The sequence below is a fragment of the Acidimicrobiia bacterium genome (assembly GCA_041394025.1).
Lineage (GTDB): Bacteria > Actinomycetota > Acidimicrobiia > IMCC26256 > JAOSJL01 > JAOSJL01.
This window is the reverse complement of sequence record JAWKJA010000002.1, coordinates 202,903-218,595: the sequence shown is the minus strand read 5'-3', so window position 1 is coordinate 218,595 and position 15,693 is coordinate 202,903. Positions and strand designations below refer to the sequence as shown.

Annotated in this window: 13 protein-coding genes; 3 read left to right on the top strand and 10 right to left on the bottom strand. The window is 68.9% G+C overall.

The genetic code is table 11. The annotated features are described in order from the left end of the window. Positions 1–28: 28 nt before the first annotated feature. Positions 29–1,240 carry an acyl-CoA dehydrogenase family protein gene (locus tag R3A49_00990; protein ID MEZ5169305.1) on the top strand — a complete coding sequence of 404 codons (1,212 nt, stop codon included), beginning with the start codon at positions 29–31 and terminating at the stop codon, positions 1,238–1,240. A 128-nt stretch (positions 1,241–1,368) separates the two neighbouring features. Here the strand turns inward: R3A49_00990 and R3A49_00985 are convergent, their stop codons facing one another. After that, positions 1,369–2,556 (bottom strand): acetyl-CoA C-acyltransferase, encoded by a 1,188-nt coding sequence (locus tag R3A49_00985; GenBank protein MEZ5169304.1) that lies wholly within the window; start codon positions 2,554–2,556, stop codon positions 1,369–1,371. A 110-nt stretch (positions 2,557–2,666) separates the two neighbouring features. On the opposite strand from R3A49_00985, the gene R3A49_00980 reads away from it, so the two are divergent. After that, positions 2,667–4,499, top strand: a complete 1,833-nt coding sequence (locus R3A49_00980) for an FAD-binding protein (GenBank protein MEZ5169303.1) — start codon at positions 2,667–2,669, stop codon at positions 4,497–4,499. Here the strand turns inward: R3A49_00980 and R3A49_00975 are convergent. Then, positions 4,496–5,020: a DoxX family protein gene (locus R3A49_00975; GenBank protein ID MEZ5169302.1), complete on the bottom strand. Its 525-nt coding sequence runs from the start codon at positions 5,018–5,020 to the stop codon at positions 4,496–4,498. The two genes, R3A49_00980 and R3A49_00975, sit on opposite strands and share 4 nt — an antisense overlap. 107 nt (positions 5,021–5,127) lie before the next feature. Next, entirely contained in the window at positions 5,128–5,355 is a 228-nt protein-coding gene (locus R3A49_00970; protein ID MEZ5169301.1) for a hypothetical protein, read from the bottom strand. Positions 5,356–5,469: 114 nt separating this feature from the next. Here R3A49_00970 and R3A49_00965 point away from each other — a divergent pair, with 114 nt between their 5' ends. Then, complete coding sequence (locus R3A49_00965; protein ID MEZ5169300.1) at positions 5,470–6,900, top strand: glycosyltransferase; 1,431 nt, start codon at positions 5,470–5,472, stop codon at positions 6,898–6,900. Positions 6,901–6,928: 28 nt separating this feature from the next. On the opposite strand, the gene R3A49_00960 is transcribed toward R3A49_00965, so the two are convergent. From R3A49_00960 to R3A49_00930, 7 genes are all read right to left on the bottom strand, one after another. Next, the gene (locus R3A49_00960; protein MEZ5169299.1) at positions 6,929–7,567 is read right to left on the bottom strand and encodes a hypothetical protein; all 639 of its coding nucleotides are present in this window, start codon (positions 7,565–7,567) and stop codon (positions 6,929–6,931) included. Continuing rightward, on the bottom strand, positions 7,567–8,595 hold the full coding sequence (locus tag R3A49_00955) for a hypothetical protein (GenBank protein ID MEZ5169298.1): 1,029 nt from the start codon (positions 8,593–8,595) through the stop codon (positions 7,567–7,569). The genes R3A49_00960 and R3A49_00955 overlap by 1 nt, the downstream gene beginning before the upstream one ends. Then, the gene (locus R3A49_00950; protein MEZ5169297.1) at positions 8,592–9,605 is read right to left on the bottom strand and encodes an ethylbenzene dehydrogenase-related protein; all 1,014 of its coding nucleotides are present in this window, start codon (positions 9,603–9,605) and stop codon (positions 8,592–8,594) included. Before R3A49_00950 ends, R3A49_00955 begins: the two co-directional genes overlap by 4 nt. Further along, positions 9,602–10,390, bottom strand: a complete 789-nt coding sequence (locus R3A49_00945) for a molecular chaperone TorD family protein (protein MEZ5169296.1) — start codon at positions 10,388–10,390, stop codon at positions 9,602–9,604. The genes R3A49_00950 and R3A49_00945 overlap by 4 nt, the downstream gene beginning before the upstream one ends. Positions 10,391–10,418: 28 nt before the next feature. Next, positions 10,419–11,681 (bottom strand): 4Fe-4S dicluster domain-containing protein, encoded by a 1,263-nt coding sequence (locus tag R3A49_00940; GenBank protein ID MEZ5169295.1) that lies wholly within the window; start codon positions 11,679–11,681, stop codon positions 10,419–10,421. Then, positions 11,681–11,980: a hypothetical protein gene (locus R3A49_00935; GenBank protein MEZ5169294.1), complete on the bottom strand. Its 300-nt coding sequence runs from the start codon at positions 11,978–11,980 to the stop codon at positions 11,681–11,683. Before R3A49_00935 ends, R3A49_00940 begins: the two co-directional genes overlap by 1 nt. Positions 11,981–12,057: 77 nt before the next feature. Then, on the bottom strand, positions 12,058–15,540 hold the full coding sequence (locus R3A49_00930; protein ID MEZ5169293.1) for a molybdopterin-dependent oxidoreductase: 3,483 nt from the start codon (positions 15,538–15,540) through the stop codon (positions 12,058–12,060). Positions 15,541–15,693 lie beyond the last annotated feature (153 nt).

Here is a 15,693-nt window from a genome sequence, read left to right as displayed (position 1 = left end):
CAGCCGCCCGGGGCTATGGTCACCGTTCGTGGACTTCGCCGACACACCCGAGGACATCGCCTTCCGCGACGAGCTCCGGACGTGGCTCGACGACAACCTCCCCGACTTTCTCGCCGACTTCTCCGACGACGACGACCTCGGTGGAGGCCAGGCCGCGGGATCCTCGCGCAGCAACGAACGGCGCCGGGCATGGCAGCGACGTCTGAACGAGGGCAGATGGGCCGCCATCAACTGGCCGGAGTCCTGGGGCGGGCGGGAGGCCACACCGACCCAGAACGTCATCTACTCCGAGGAGATGGCGCGCGTGCGCGCGCCGGGGATCTACAATGCCAACGGCCTGTGGCAGATCGGTCCCATGATCATCGACTGGGGTACCGAGGAGCAGCAGCAACGCTGGCTGCCCGGGATCCTCTCGGCCGACGAGCATTGGTGCCAGGGCTTCTCCGAGCCCGAGGCGGGAAGCGACCTCGCCAACCTGCGAACCACCGCGCTGGCCGACGGCGACGAGTACGTCGTGAACGGTCAGAAGATCTGGACCACCACCGCCCACATCGCCAAGTGGGGGCTGTTCCTGCTTCGTACCGATCCCACCGCCATCGAACGCGGCGCCAAGCACGAGGGCATCACGGCCTTCGTCATCGACATGGACACACCAGGAATCGATGCCCGGCCGATCCGCGACATCGTCGGCGAGGAGCTGTTCTGCGAGGTTTTCTTCACTGACGCGCGCATTCCCGCCACGTCACGTCTGGGCGGCGACGGCGAAGGATGGCAGGTGGCGATGGGCACCCTCGGCCGTGAGCGGGTCGGCACCGCCGGGCTGGCCATCACCCTCGGCAACGACCTGCGCTCGATCATCAACGCCACGCGGGCGACCAACCCCGGGGCGCTCGACGATCCCGGCATCCGCGAGCGCATTGCGCGCACCTGGACCCAGATCGAGCTCACGAAGCTGCTCAACTACCGGGCGCTCACCAAGATCATCAAGAAGGAGAAGAACTGGCCCGAGGTACCGCTCGCCAAGCTCCAGTGGTCATACCTCGCCCAGGATCTCGCCGAGCTCTCGATCGACATGCTCGGGCCCAACGGCCTGATCCTGCGCGGCGGCGAAGGCGCCGTCGACGGCGGCAGCTGGACGCGCCTCTACTCGTTCCAGCGCTTCACCACGATCGGCGCCGGCGCCACCGAGGTGCAGAAGAACATCATCGCCGACAAGGCCATCAAGCTCCCCCGCAGATAGCAGCGAGCGGCCGCGGGCCGGGTATCCCGGTCCGCAGCGAGCGCGACGATCAGAAGACGCAGCGAGCGGCCGCGGGCCGGTATCCCGGTCCGCAGCGAGCGCGACAATCAGAAGACGCAGCGAGGTCGCTAGCTCAGCCGCTCGATGACGGTGGCGTTGGCCTGGCCGCCGCCCTCGCACATCGTCTGGAAGCCGTAACGGCCCCCCGTGACCTCGAGGTGGTTGAGCAGCGTCCCCATGATGCGAACACCGCTCGCACCGAGCGGGTGACCCAGGGCGATGGCGCCACCACGCGGGTTGTAGCGCTCCGGGTCGGGCTCGAACTCGCGGGCCCACATCAACGCGATGGCGGCGAACGCCTCGTTGCACTCCATGGCGTCGAAGTCGTCGATCGTCATGCCGCTGCGCTCGAGGAGCTTGCGCGTCACGGGGTTCGGCGCCGACAACACCAGCACGGGATCTTCCGCCGCGACCGCGAAGTGTGCGAAGCGTGCCCGAACCGGTAGCCCGAGACGCTCCGCCGTGGCGCGCTCGGCGATGAGCATGGCCGCGGCACCGTCGCTCGTCTGCGACGAGTTACCCGGCGTGATGTCCCTGGCCTGATCGGGATCCCATGACATGGCCGACTCGAGCGATGCCAACTTCTCGAGGGTCGTGTCGCGGCGGATGCCCTCGTCGGCCGTGAACATCTCCCCGGTCTCCTCCCCGCCCTCCCCCTTGAGTGGCACGGGGGTGATCTCCCGCTCGAAGAAGCCGTTGTCGGTGTTCTCCGCGGCGCGCCGGTGGCTCTCGAGGGCGAACTCGTCCATCTCCTCGCGGCTGACTCCCCACTTGTCGGCCAGGACCTGCGCCACCCAGAACTGGATCCCGAGCGTGTTGTCCGTCGCCTCCATGAAGCTGGGGCTGAACGGACCGGTGCCACCTTCGGCGTTGCTGGCCATCGGAGTGCGCGTCATCGACTCCACTCCGCAGGCGATGGCGAGGTCGTAGGCGCCTGCGATCACACCCTGGGCCACGAAGTGGACGGCCTGCTGTGAGGAGCCACACTGCCGGTCGACGCTCGTGGCCGGGACGTGCCACGGAAGACCGGCGGCGATCCACGCGTTGCGCGTGACGTTCACACCCTGCTCGCCGACCTGGGACACGCAGCCACCGACCACGTCGTCGATCGAGCCGGGGTCGACATCGGTGCGCTCGAGCAGCGCGTTGAGCGTGTGGCCCAGGAGATCGGTGGGGTGCCACTGTGCCAGCGCACCGCGGGTCCTCCCGATGGGCGTGCGGGTGACGTCGACGATGACGGCTTCGCGAGCTTCCATGCTTCCTCCGGTCCCCGGTACGCTGCCAGCGTAGCCAGCAGGGTGTCCACGGCGTGACCGTGCGCACAGCCTCGCGAGGCTGCACACCCGCACGCCGTTCCCGGGATCGCATGGCCGCCGACGCACAACCCGCGCTGCGCATCGCCGCACTCGTCAAGCAGATCCCCACGTTCGAAGACATGGAGCTCGACGCCGACGGCCGCCTCCGTCGCGAGGGCCTCGAGCTCGAGATGAACCCGTACTGCCGCCGTGCTGTCTCGAAGGCGTGCGAACTCGCCGCCGAAACCAATGGAGAGGTGGTGGTCGTGACCCTCGGACCGCCCAGTGCCGAGGACGCGCTACGCGAGGCGATCGCGTGGGGCCAGGATCGCGACACGCAGATCCGCGGCGTTCTCGTGTCCGATCCGGCGTTCGCCGGCTCCGACACGTTGGCAACGGCCCGTGCCCTGGCGGCGACCATCGAACGCGAAGGGCCATTCGACCTGGTCCTGGCCGGCCGCAACTCGGTCGACGCCGACACCGGGCAGGTCGGCCCCGAGGTCGCCGAAATGCTCGGCCTGCCGTTCCTGACCGGCGTCAAGGCGCTCGAGCTCGACGGCAGACTTCTCCGCGCACGCTGCGAGCACGACGACAGCTCCGTCACCGCCCGCGTGGAGCTCCCCGCCGTCTGCTCCGTGGCCGAGCGCCTCTGCGACCCGTGCAAGGTGGACCCACCCGGACGGGTGGCGGTGGACCCGGCGGCGATCTCGAGGCTGGCGGCCGGTGACCTCGGCGACGGTCCGTGGGGTGATGCCGCCAGCCCCACACGTGTCGGCGACATCCGCGTTCTCGAGGTCGCGCGCGAGCAGCGCCGACTCTCCGGCCCGGTGGTGAACCAGGTCGACCAGGCGGTCGCGGCGCTTCGCGCACGGGGCGCACTCGACCACACGCCGCGCACGCCGGCCTCCGTCGTGCCTGTGACCGGCGGAGACGGGCCCGTCACCGTCGTGCTCGGGGAGCCCGACCGCCACCGCGAGACCGCAGAGCTGCTCGGCACGGCCGCTCTCCTGGCCGCGGCCACCGACGGTTCGACGGTGCTGCTCGACGTCACACCCGAGGGGCTCCTCGACGTGAGCTCGATGGGCGCGGAGCCGGCGGTCGGTCGCCCCAAGTTCGGCGCTCAGGGGGCCGACCGCGTGGTTCAGCTCGTGGGCTCCACCACGGAGGACGACGTCGCCGACGTCGCGGGGCGCTGGGTGGCCGACACCCGGCCGTGGGCCGTGCTCGCCCCGAGCACCGCGTGGGGCCGCGAGGTCGCGAGCCGCATCGCCGTGCAGGTCGACGGAGGGCTCACGGGTGATGCCGTCGAGATGGAGGTGGTCGACGGTCGGCTGTGCGCGTGGAAACCGGCATTCGGTGGGCGGCTCGTGGCCGCCATCACCGCCACGTCCGACGTGCAGCTCGTGACCGTGCGCGCCGGTGTCCTGCCTCTGCTCGCCCCCCGCGACACCTCACCCGAGGTCGAGCGGCTCCGCGTTCCGCACCGCAACCGCGTCACCGTGACGCAGCGGACCCGCGACGACGACATCGAGACCCTGGCGCTGGCGGACGTCGTCGTCGGCGTGGGACAGGCGGTCGAGCCTGGCGAGTACCCCCTGCTCGACCCGCTGCTCGACGTCCTCGGGGCGGAGCTCGGCGCGACCCGCAAGGTGACCGACAGGGGCTGGCTTCCCCACGCGCGCCAGATCGGCATCACGGGCCGCAGCATCGCCCCCCGTCTCTACCTGGCGCTCGGGCTCTCGGGGAAGTTCAACCACTCGGTCGGCATCCGCTCGTCGGGGACCGTGCTCGCCGTCAACCCCGATCCCGACGCTTTCATCCACGACCACGCCGACGTGTCGGTGTTCGCCGACTGGCGGGAGGTGGTGCCGCACCTGGTGGACGCCCTCAGGAACAGCGCCTAACCCTCCGCAGGTCGCTCCGGTCGCCAGAACACGAGCATGAGCAGCGTCGCGGCACCCGTTCCCCCCAGGAGCGCCACGAGGAAGCCCGCCCAGCCGTTGATGGGGACGTCGAGAGCCTCGTCGAGCGACCACTCCCCTGCGCCGGTGGCTCCCAGCGCGGTGGCGGCGATCATGAGGAAGAGGACGTACTCGTAGCCCTCGCCCGGGCGGAAGATGAAGAACCCGTTCTTCAGGTGGTTGGTGATGAGAGCCACGAAGAGCACACCGACGACACCGGCGGCGGCGAGGGGTGTGAGCAGGCCCGCGAACAGCATCACGCCGACACCCAGCTCGGTGAGGCTCGCCAGCCATGCGTGGAGGATTCCCGGCTTCATGCCGAGGCTGTCGAACCACCCGGCGGTGCCCTCGATCCTCCCGCCGCCGAAGATGTGGTTCCAACCGTGGGCGACCATCACGAGACCGAGGCCGCAGCGCAGGACGAGCAGGCCCCAGTTGAGACCGTCGACGTCGAACGTGTCCATGGCGTGCGCTCCCTCAGCTCGGTGTTGCGAACGGGCCCACCCGGCCCGCTGCAACCCTTGTCGGCCATGGCCAGGGCCCGCAAGCCGCACACGCGGTGGAGCACCCGTCAGCCAACCGACCGGAAGTAGCGGAGCCGCGGGACCATGCCCTCCCCGGCGAGAGCGCGCAGGCTCCGCTCCTCAGCGGCGTCGAAGACCACCGCCTCGCCGGGCTCGCGGTTCACGACGACGTTCACGAGGCAGTCGTCGCAGGCATCCGTTTCCCTCATCGCACAGCTGTCGCAGTCGATGGTCACGACAGGGCCCGTTGTACAGAACGCTGATTCGTTGTCCATGGGAGGAGCGTCGCAGACCGGTGTGACGGCTACGTCCCTCACGCGTCGGATCCGCCCCACCGGACTACATTTCCCCCTGGCGTACAGCGACACGGAACGCACAGGAGCCCCCGCATGACCAAGATCCAGGAGGTCCACATCCAGGGCCTCGATCCCGAGCGCCTCGCACCGATCATCGGGCCCGAGCGCGCCGACCGCTTCCGGGCGGTCGCCGCCGCGGCCCGCGAGCAGCTGGCCGGTCGACGGGTCCTCAACGTGAACTCCACCGCCACGGGTGGTGGTGTGGCCGAGATGCTCCAGACGTTGCTGGCCTACGCCCGTGGAGCGGGTATCGACGCCCCGTGGGCCGTGATGCACGGGAATCCCGAGTTCTTCGCCATCACGAAGAGGATCCACAACGGCCTCCACCGCTCACCCGGCGACGGCGGCCCCCTCGGCGAGGCGGAGCACGAGGTCTACGACACCGTGACCGCCGAGAACGCCTCCCAGCTCCGGGAACTGGTGCGCCCCGGCGACATCGTTCTCCTGCACGATCCCCAGACGGCCGGTCTCGTCGCCCCGATGCAGAAGGCGGGGGCACTCGTCGTGTTTCGCTGCCACGTCGGCAGCGACGACTTCGAGGAGTACGTCAACCGGTCGTGGGAGTTCCTCCACCGCTACCTCGAGGGTGCCGACAGCTTCGTGTTCACCCGGGAGCACTTCGCCCCGTCGTGGGCCAACGACGGTCGCCTCAACATCATCCCGCCGTCGATCGATCCCTTCTCACCGAAGAACCAGGACATGGACCCCGACGTCGCTCACGCCATCCTCGGCCAGAGCGGGCTCCTCAGCGGTGTCGCGCCCGGTGGCGACACCGGCTTCACGCGACGCGACGGCACTCCCGGGCGTGTCGACCGCCTGGCCGACATCCTCCAGACCGGCCCCCCACCCGACGTCGACGAGCGCGTGGTCGTCCAGGTGTCGCGCTGGGACCGCCTGAAGGACATGCTCGGGGTGATGCAGGCCTTCGAGCAGTACGTCGTCGGGAACAGTGAGGCCCACCTGATCCTCGCCGGTCCCAACGTGAGCGGCGTCACCGACGACCCGGAGGGCGCGGAGGTCCTCGACGAGTGTGTGGCGGCGTGGCGGACGTTCCCGCACGCCGCTCGTGCACGTATCCACCTGGCGTGTCTGCCGATGGCCGACGTCGACGAGAACGCGGCCATCGTGAACGCTCTTCAGCGTCATGCCGACGTCGTGGTGCAGAAGAGCCTCGCCGAGGGGTTCGGCCTCACGGTCTCGGAGGCCCTGTGGAAGTCGCGACCGTTCGTCGGGACACGCGTGGGCGGGATTCCCGACCAGGTCACCGACGGCGAGGACGGCCTCCTCATCGACGACGGGAGTGATCTGGCGGACTTCAGCGGCGCGGTGCTGCGCCTCCTCAAGGACCGGGACCTCGCACACCGGCTCGGTGCCAACGCCCACGAGCGGGCACGCCGGGACTTCCTCGGAGACCGCCACCTCGAGCAGTACGCACGGCTGTTCGACGGGCTCGACTCCCCCTGAGAGCGGGCCGGGCCCCCAGAGCCCGGCGTCAGACGGTACGGATGACGCGCACGTCGACGCCGACCGAGCGTGAGTCGAACGCGCGAATCGCCTGGACCACGTGTGAGGACACCGCCGCCAGTTCCGATTCGGGAAGGGCACCGGGGATGCTCAACGCCACCCGCAGCGTCCCGTGGTGACGCGTCACGACCGCCTCTGTCGCCCCGGGAGCGAGACCCAGCTCCGATACGGCGCTCCGAGCGACCTCCGTGCCCACCTCTGAGTGCGACGTGAGGGGCGAGGCGGCCGTCTCCTCGCAGGCGCGGACGATCTCCACGGGGTCGGTCGAGTCGACGACGGCCACCGCGTGGGCCTCAAAGGGGTTGAAGGCGGGGCGGCCCGCCACGACGAGCGGTAGCCGGTCACGAAGTGCGCAGGTGACGCCGGTCTCGGTGACCGTCGGGCGCGACCGCGGGTGCGACCGGACATCGAGGACGAGGTCGACGCCTCCGCCGTCGAGCGGGCAGCTCGAGCCCGTGGCGAGTGCGCTGCACGGGAACTCCTCACGGTCGGAGTCGTGGCAGCGCACGACACGATGGCCGGCAGCGACGAGCTCCTCACTCACCTGGGACGCGGCACCCGGATCGGCTTCGATGACGAGAACCCCGAGCGTGTCCGCCGAGCTCATCACGCAACCTCCTTCGCGGCCTCCCCCGCGGCGTTCTCCGCGCTGTCCGCCTCCTCGGGAAGCGCACGGGCGTGGATCAGCAGGGCCAGCCCGGCGACCACGAGGCCCGACTGGTAGGTGCTGCGAAGCCCCACCGCCCCGACGAAGAGCAGGATGAGACCCGCCGCCGTGAGCCGTCGCCGGTGACGGTACGCCGCCATGACGGCGACCACAACAGCTCCGCAGGCCGCACCGTAGAGAAACCCGGGGAACCGCCCGGCCAGGCCGAAGTTCCACAGTGTGAGGATCTTCACCGTGGCCCCGTTCGCCATGAGGCCACCTGCCACGACGAGGCCGACGACCCCGCCGGTCACGAGCTCACGCCGCGACGGGCGGGCGGCGACCACCAGAGGAGCACACAGTGCCGCGCCGAGTGCCAGGAGTTCCGACGCCGTGAGCAGCCATCGCGCGTCGATGTCGGGCCCACCCGCCGAAGCGAGCTGCTGGACGACCGTGAACGACCCGGCGAGGACGAACGCTGCGCCGAAGAGCCCGAGCGCCACACCTCCCCGACCCCGACCCATCGCAGCACCTGCCGCCAGAAAGGCCACGCAGGTCATCGTCAGGACCGCTGTGGTGGGGTCGTCGAGGAGCCCGACCCTCGCAGCGACGGCGGTGATGCCGAACACGCCCACGGCCGCGGCCGCGGAGCGGAGCCGGCGGACGTCCTCACGGGCGAGCGCCACCCCCAGGCTGACGAGCGCCGCGATCAGCAGGACGGCCGCGACGTGGAACGTGAAGCGGCCGAGCGTCGCACCGGCCCGGTAGGTGCCGCCCAGGAACTCGAGGGCCGGGATGTGGATGGCGGTACGCGTGAAGAGGCGCAGGATCACGAGTTCGGCGAGCACCGTTGGTACGAGAACCGCCACGACGATCGACACGATCTCCGCCGCGCTCACGAAGGGAGCGGCACATGCGCCCACCGCACCGCCCCGCTGTCGGAGGAGCCGCCCCCCCACGGGCGTTGCGTCGGAGCCGACGGTCGTCACGCCGACTTTCGGGACCCGAACCGGGCGATCGTGATCACGACCGCCGCGAGCAGGAGTGCCACGAACGGGATGATCCACTTCGACCCTTCGCCCGGAACGGTGTCGTCAGTGAGCGACAGGGTCGCGAACGCCGAGACCGACTTCTGGCCGTTGCGGTCCTTGTTCGTGCCGTCCCACACTGCGAACGCCACGTCGGTGTCCTCACCGTTCACGAACGCAGGCTCGGTGGCGGCATCGGACTCGAGCCCGCGCGTGTAGACGACGCTCCAGGTCTTGTCGTCGTAGTCGCCGTGCCCCTCCACGATCTGCTCGTCGGCCGGGCCGAGTGTCCCGAAGCCCTCGGCGACGAGGTTCTGGACCACCGCCGGCTCGGCCTGGGCGAACGGGTTCCCGACGACCCGCGCCGGGTAGTCGTCGTCGGCGTCCTGGGGGATGTCGACGACCGCGTTGGGTGAGACCTCTTCGGCAGTGTGGGGCACGCCTGCGTTTGAGTCGGCACGCCAGTGCCAGATGTTCACACCCGAGTTCGCCTGACCCATGCAGATCGCGGGCACGCTCGAAGCGGCCTGTGCGGGGAACTGGACCGCAACGGCGTCGGCAAAGGAGTCGGGCGCATCGGTGCCGATGTCGCTCGTCGTGTCCTGCCACGTGACCCGCAGGTAGAGGTCGTTGTCGTCGTGCACGGCCTGTGCCGTGATCGCAGCGACGCTCCCTCCTCCGAACGGATAGGTCGTCTGCTGCGCGGTGAGAGGAACCTCGACCTCGGGGACCCGGTCCCACACTCCCGCCGTCGGGTTGGTGCCGGGTCCATCGTCGACGCGCAGTGCCGTGATGGCGGTCGTCTGCGACGTCGCAGGGTTGGCGTCGAGGATCTGGAGGCCGCCCGCCACGACGACCGCAGCCACCAGGACGAGGCCCATCCCGATCCGTCGGGTCCGGCGTGTTCTCCGCTCGTTCGACCACGCTGCGGAATCACCGACCCGTGACGTGGCGTGAAGGGTCTCTGTCACCGCGACCTCCCCAACTCGACGGGTGTGCCGGCGTCGCCACCGGCCGGCGTGACCTCCACACCGCACATCTCGCCCGCTCCACAGGAGTCGTCGTCGGGTGGGAGTTGTGGCGAGGGGTCCTCGAGCACTTCGACAGGCGTGAGGTCGCACGCGCGCAGGTCGGCCATGATCCACGCCTCCAGGGCGCGAGCGTGCGCACGGAACACCGCGTCCTGGGCCATGACGGCGACCCTGCGGGCGAAGCCCGGCGCCCAGCACCCCAGGTGGTCGGCCAGGAAGTGGTCCTGTGTCCGCCGGCACTCCTCGACCGAGGCCTCGTCGAGGTGTTGGAGGGCGTAGGCCTCCTTGGTCGCCATGAAAGCCATGAACTCGAGCTCGGTGACGATGTGGTCGGGGCGCTCCCGCTCCCGCCCACCGACCTTCAACCCGTGCGCGCGGTAGAAACCGGCGACGTCGGCCATCACCTCGGTCTGGCGGAAGATCTCCGATCCCACGAATGCGCTTTCGTAGGGCGGATGGTCCATGGGCTCGATGTGCGTGAACAGTTCGCCGTGCAGTTCGCGAAGCTGCGCGAGGGGAAGGCGGCGGGCCTCGAGGGCAAGAGCGAGTAGCCGGTCCAACTCGCTGTCGCCGGACTCGAGGCCCGCCAGCACAGGGGCGAGGTGCTCGGTGATGCGCGCCTCGCCGCGATCCGTCGGGAATGCGAAGCCGAGCGCCAGGAACTCGTAGCAGGCGCTGCGGCCGACCGCTGTCGCCAACTCGGGTGATGCGGTGGCTGTGGTCATCGGTGGGTCTTCCCCATCGCCCGTCTCCTCAGATGGAATTGATCTTGCCGAAGCGTTCGGTCACCGGCTCCTGGACGTTCACGCGCACGATCTCCTTGCCCGTGCTGTCGTAGCCGATCACACGGTCGTCGAAGAGCTCGACCGTTTCGCCGTTGACGTTGATCTCGTCGAACTTCGGGCCGCGCTCGATGTCGTAGGAGAAGACGATCTTGCGGCTCGCCCGGAAGAGCTGGAGGATCGCGAGCAGGCGCCTGCTCGGTTTCGTGTACCGGTCGATGGCGTGCTGCACACCGGGACCGAACATCTGCTCGAGATACGGACGTGGGACCCAGCGCGGCGGGATGTAGTACACGTTCGGCTGCGTTCCGAACTGCGGGTAGAGCGGAAGCGCCACCTTCTCCTCGTGCACCATGTAGTAGAGGGGGTGCTTCGGGTCGTCGGCCCACGAGCCGTCCTCGTTGGTCTTGACGAGGCCCTGGAGACGGATCTTTCCGACACACGCAGCCATGCAGCGCGTCTCGGTCGGCACACCGTCGGTGAGTGGGTCGGTGCCCTCGATGCGCGGGTAGCAGGCGATGCACTTCTCGGTCGTGCGCGTCGTCGGCCGGTACATCGTCTTCTTGTAGGGGCACGCCTCCACGCACTTGCGGTACCCGCGGCAGCGCTCCTGGTCGAGGAGCACGATGCCGTCCTCGGGGCGCTTGTAGATGGCATTCCGGGGGCAGGCGGCCAGACATCCCGGGTAGGTGCAGTGGTTGCAGATCCGCTGGAGGTAGAAGAACCACCCCTCGTGCTCGGGAAGTGACACGCCCTGCTTGGAGAACGTGGTGGCGTGGTCCTCGAAGGCGTTGGGCGCCTTCCACTCCTCCTCGCTGGGGAGATACCCCGTCACCGTCGCCTCACCCGCGACCGTGCCGTCCAGGGCCCGCTTGGCGTCGGCCGACTCGAAGATCGTCGTTCCGTCGAAGCGACCGTAGGGAGCCCGGACCGAGCCGTCCCCGGCCGAGGCGTCCCACGTCTGGGCGCCGGGGTTCTTCTCCTCCAGGAGCTCGAGTGTCTTGAGGTCCCAGTTCTCGGGGTAACCGCCGTAGGGCTTCGTCTCGACGTTGTTCCACCACATCAGCTCCTGGCCGGCCTGGAACGTCCAGGTGGACTTGCAGGCCATCGTGCACGTCTGACAGCCGATGCACCGGTTGATGTTGAACACCGCGGCGAACTGGCGCTCGGTCCGTCCGCCCGGGTGGACGTATTCCATGTCGCGACCGAGCTGCCAGTTGTGGACCTGGGGCATCAGCACTCCTCCTCGTGGCCGCCGTCGGCCCACACGGGGTCGCTCAGTTCGCGCTCGACCGGATCGTGGCCGAAGACCTCGGTGATGAGCTCCTCGACGAAGTCCGTCCCCCGGCGTCGTGCGACGTCGTGGGTCCCCTGGAACTCCTCGGCGCGGAACAACTGTCGGACCCGCCGTGCGGGCCATCCCATGAGCGCGTAGTCCTCGATCATGCAGCGCGTGACCTCGCGGTCGGCGTCGACGCCTTCCGCCACGGGGAACCGGACTCCCACCCGCTCGTACGGGTCGTCGATCTCCATGACTTGTCGACCCCCGATGTCGGGGGCATCGACCGGTCGACCCGACCGAGGAAGCTCACAGGGTGCTGTGTGCACGCTCACGCCCCCTTCACCGAGTTGTACCCACCGGCGAGGTATGCCTCCATCGAGGCGTTCTCTCCACCGGGGTGTGACCGCTGTTGCCGCTCCCACTTCCCGCGTCCGCCCAGGCCGCCGTCCTCCGCCTTCGTGATCCGCACGATCGTCTCCTTGGGCACCGTGTTGATGGCGTGGTTGTCGACATCGAAGCCGAACACGAACCCCATCCCGGCCGCCTTCTTGTGGAACAGCGAGTCGGTCTGGTGCATCGGGGGCGCCCAGCCGCGAGTGATGCTCTGTTGCGACCCGTGCCGGAAGCTCGACTGGTACCCTGTCTTCGCCGCGAGGGCGCGCCCGTCGCTCCGTTCGGCAGCGGCCTTCACCGTGCGTGGAGTCGCCATGTAGAACGCGTGCTTCAGCATCGTGACACCACGCGGGTACCCGCCGTTGTAGCTGGCGCGGACCATCATCCGGGCGGCGTCGTAGAACTCGTCGTCGGAGTCGGCGCCGACGTAGGGCCGGTCCTCGGGGTTCGCATCGACCCAGATGTAGTCACCGTTGGCGATCCCGAGCTCCTTGGCGTCGTCGGGGTTCATGTGCAGCATCGTGTCGCCCACACCGGGCATGCGCGACTCGACGCGGTAGGGGTCGGAGAAGTTGGTGTTCCACAGCCAGTGCCAGTCGGTCACGGCCCACGACGAGTGCACCGAGTGACGCGACTTCGGTGTGAGGCACAGGAACGAGTAGCCGTCACCCGCCAGCGGGTTCGTGGTCTCCTTCACCTCACTCCACGGCATCATGATGTTGCGGACCTGGCGGGCGTCGGCACTGGCGTCGTCGGGGGCGAACCCGTAGCTCTTCGGACGGAGAAACGGGCTCGACGAGACGATCACGTTCGGGAGGTACAACGTGGCTTCCACCGCCTCGCGGTGCACGATCATGTTCTCGCCGTAGTCGATGGCCTCGGGGATGTCGACGTAGGCGTGCATCCTCCCGGTGTCGGTGTAGAAGGGCAGGTCGTCCTGGACCTGTTCGAGGAAGGGGATCCGCGGGTAGCTGCGGTACTGGAACAGCGCCCCGCCGGGCTCGCCGTACTTCCCGCCGAGGATGTCGGCGCTCGTGTAGCCCGCCGTGGTGAACGAGGCGTCGAGAACGCGGTCGATGTAGACCTCGGGCGTGTCGGAGAAGCCGAAGTACTGCGAGAAGCGCTCCTCGTCGACCTCGTCGGCCAGGGCGTCGGCCACGCCGGCGAACACGGCGATGTCGTCTCTCGTGTCGTGCAGCGGATCGATCCCACCCTTCCAGAGCTGGAGGAACGGGTTCGAGCACGACCCCGCCATCTCGGTGGTCTGCATCTCCATCCAGGAGTTGACCGGGACGACGACGTCGGCGAACTCGGCCGAGCCGGTCCACTCGATCTGCTGGTCGACGATCATGTCGACCTTGGGGTTCACGTTCTTGACGAGCTCGTAGACCCACTTGGCCTGGTTGATCAGGTTGGCGTTGTTGTACCAGAGCACCTTCGTGGGCCGGGGCAGGTGCGTCGACCCCGTGAAGACCTTTCTGCCTTCCTCGGGTGTGTCGATCACCATCGGCTTGTCGCCGTAGCCCCAGTAGCTGGTCTCCTCACCGTGGATGAAGTGGTGTGTGCTGTCAGCGGTGAAGCGGTCGGACGGGTCCATCAGGGGGTGGAACGGGTTCTCGTTGACGTAGCCGCCGACGCCGGGGCCGTGCCACGGGGCCGCGTGGAAGATGCCGCCCTTGTAGTTCCCCGCCCACGTGCTGACACCACCGCCGGGCACGCCGATGCTGCCGACGAGCATGGCGATGAGGTAGGTGGCGCGGTTGTGGAGCGTGGCGTGGAAGTAATGGTTGATGCCCTCGCCCACGTGGAACGCGACCGGCTTGATCGTGGCGATGTCGTCGACGAGACGCTCCACGAGGTCCTTCGGTGCACCTGTGATCTCGACGACGGTGTCGAGGTCGTAGTCGGCGAGGTGCTCCTTGTACATCGAGAACACCGTGGCCACCTCGACGATGGAGCCGTCGGCCAGCGTGATCTCACCGCGCCAGTCGAGTGTGGGCACCACACCTGCGTCGGAGAGCTTCCCGCCGACGTCCTCACGCGTGATGGCCTTCGGGCCCTGCGCGACGGCGTCGTACACGACCCGGTCGCCGATTTGGTCGTACTGCTCCTCGGTCATCCCGTGGAGGGTGAAGCTCGGCGCGTCCTTCGGGAGGCCGTTCACGTACCCGTCGAACACCTCGTCGGCGCGCACACGCTGAAGCGTGTCGAGACGCACGAGCAGCGGCATGTCGGTGAACTGCGTGAGGAACGGACGGTCGATGGCGTCGCGGTCGATCAGCGCCTTGGCGATGCCGAGCATGAGGGCCGTGTCGGACAGGCCGGCCCGAACGGGGATCCAGTAGTCGGACTTCGACGAGGGTGCGCCGTACTCGGGGATGATCGACACGATCTTGCCGCCGCGCTCCATGGTCTCGTGGAACCAGTGGGAGTCGGGCATCTTGTTCTCGACGAGGTTCTTGCCGACCATGACGACGAGGCGGCTGTGGCGCATGTCGTTCATGTCGACCTCGGAGGTCTGGAGGCCGTGCACGAAGGGGAACCCGGGCGCCTGGTCGCCGCGCCACGTGTACTCCGACCAGTCGCTCGCTCCCTTGGCGTCGTCCTCGCCCACGTCGCGGACCTTGGCGTCGAGCAGCGCCAGGCTGGTCGCGAAGCGGAACAGGCCGAACTTGCCGGCCACGCCGTGCACGGGCAACGACGACCCGAACTTCATCGTGCGGACGCCGGACTCCTCCCAGTGCTCGAGCATCTCGGGCTCGTAGCCGTCCTCCTCGATCAGGCGACGGCGCCCCTCGTCGCCGCTGTAGGTCTCCGCGACGGCCACGAGGCCCCGGGCGAGGTAGCTGTCGACCTCCTCCCAGCTGAGGCGTTCGAACTCGTCGTTGCCGCGGTCGTCGAAGCGGTACTGCGTGCGGAGCTCGGGGTTGTCCGACAGCGACGGGAAGCCGTCGTCGGCCCACTGCTTCCAGCCTTTGCGGACCATCGGGTACTTGGCCCGGTAGGGCCCGTACACGCGGCGGTGCATCGTGTACCCCTTGGGGCAGCCCCGGGGGTTCCACGCGACCGTGGAGCGGTTGCCCTGGGGATCGCCGTAGTTGCCACCGTCGTAGTTCTGCTCGATGCGTGTGACGATGCCGTTGCGCTGGAAGGCGCGCAGGCGGCACATGTGGGTGTCGTTGGGGGCGCAGATGAAGGTGAAGGAGTCGTCGTAGGCGTACTGGTCGCGGTACACCTGCTCCCAGTCGCGGCTCGGGTACGCGAGCAGCGGGTTGTCGACACCCTCGGCGGCGCTGAGGAACGAGAGGCCGTCGAAGTGCGTCGCTGCGGTGCCGACCAGGACCGCGGAGCCTCCGAGCTTCAGAAACGACCGTCGGGAGACGCCTGACGGCGCCTCCCCCTCGGGGTCCGCTCCCATGACACCTCCCGGCTTGACCAGCTTCTCGTGGCATCGTGACGGGACAGCCGCTCCGCCGGTAGTGACCAAGGTCCCCTTCGGGCCACGCGAGGGTCACCTTGTTCGACACCCTCTGCGATGGGTCATCAGCGCCACAGATGGCCGGGCGCCACC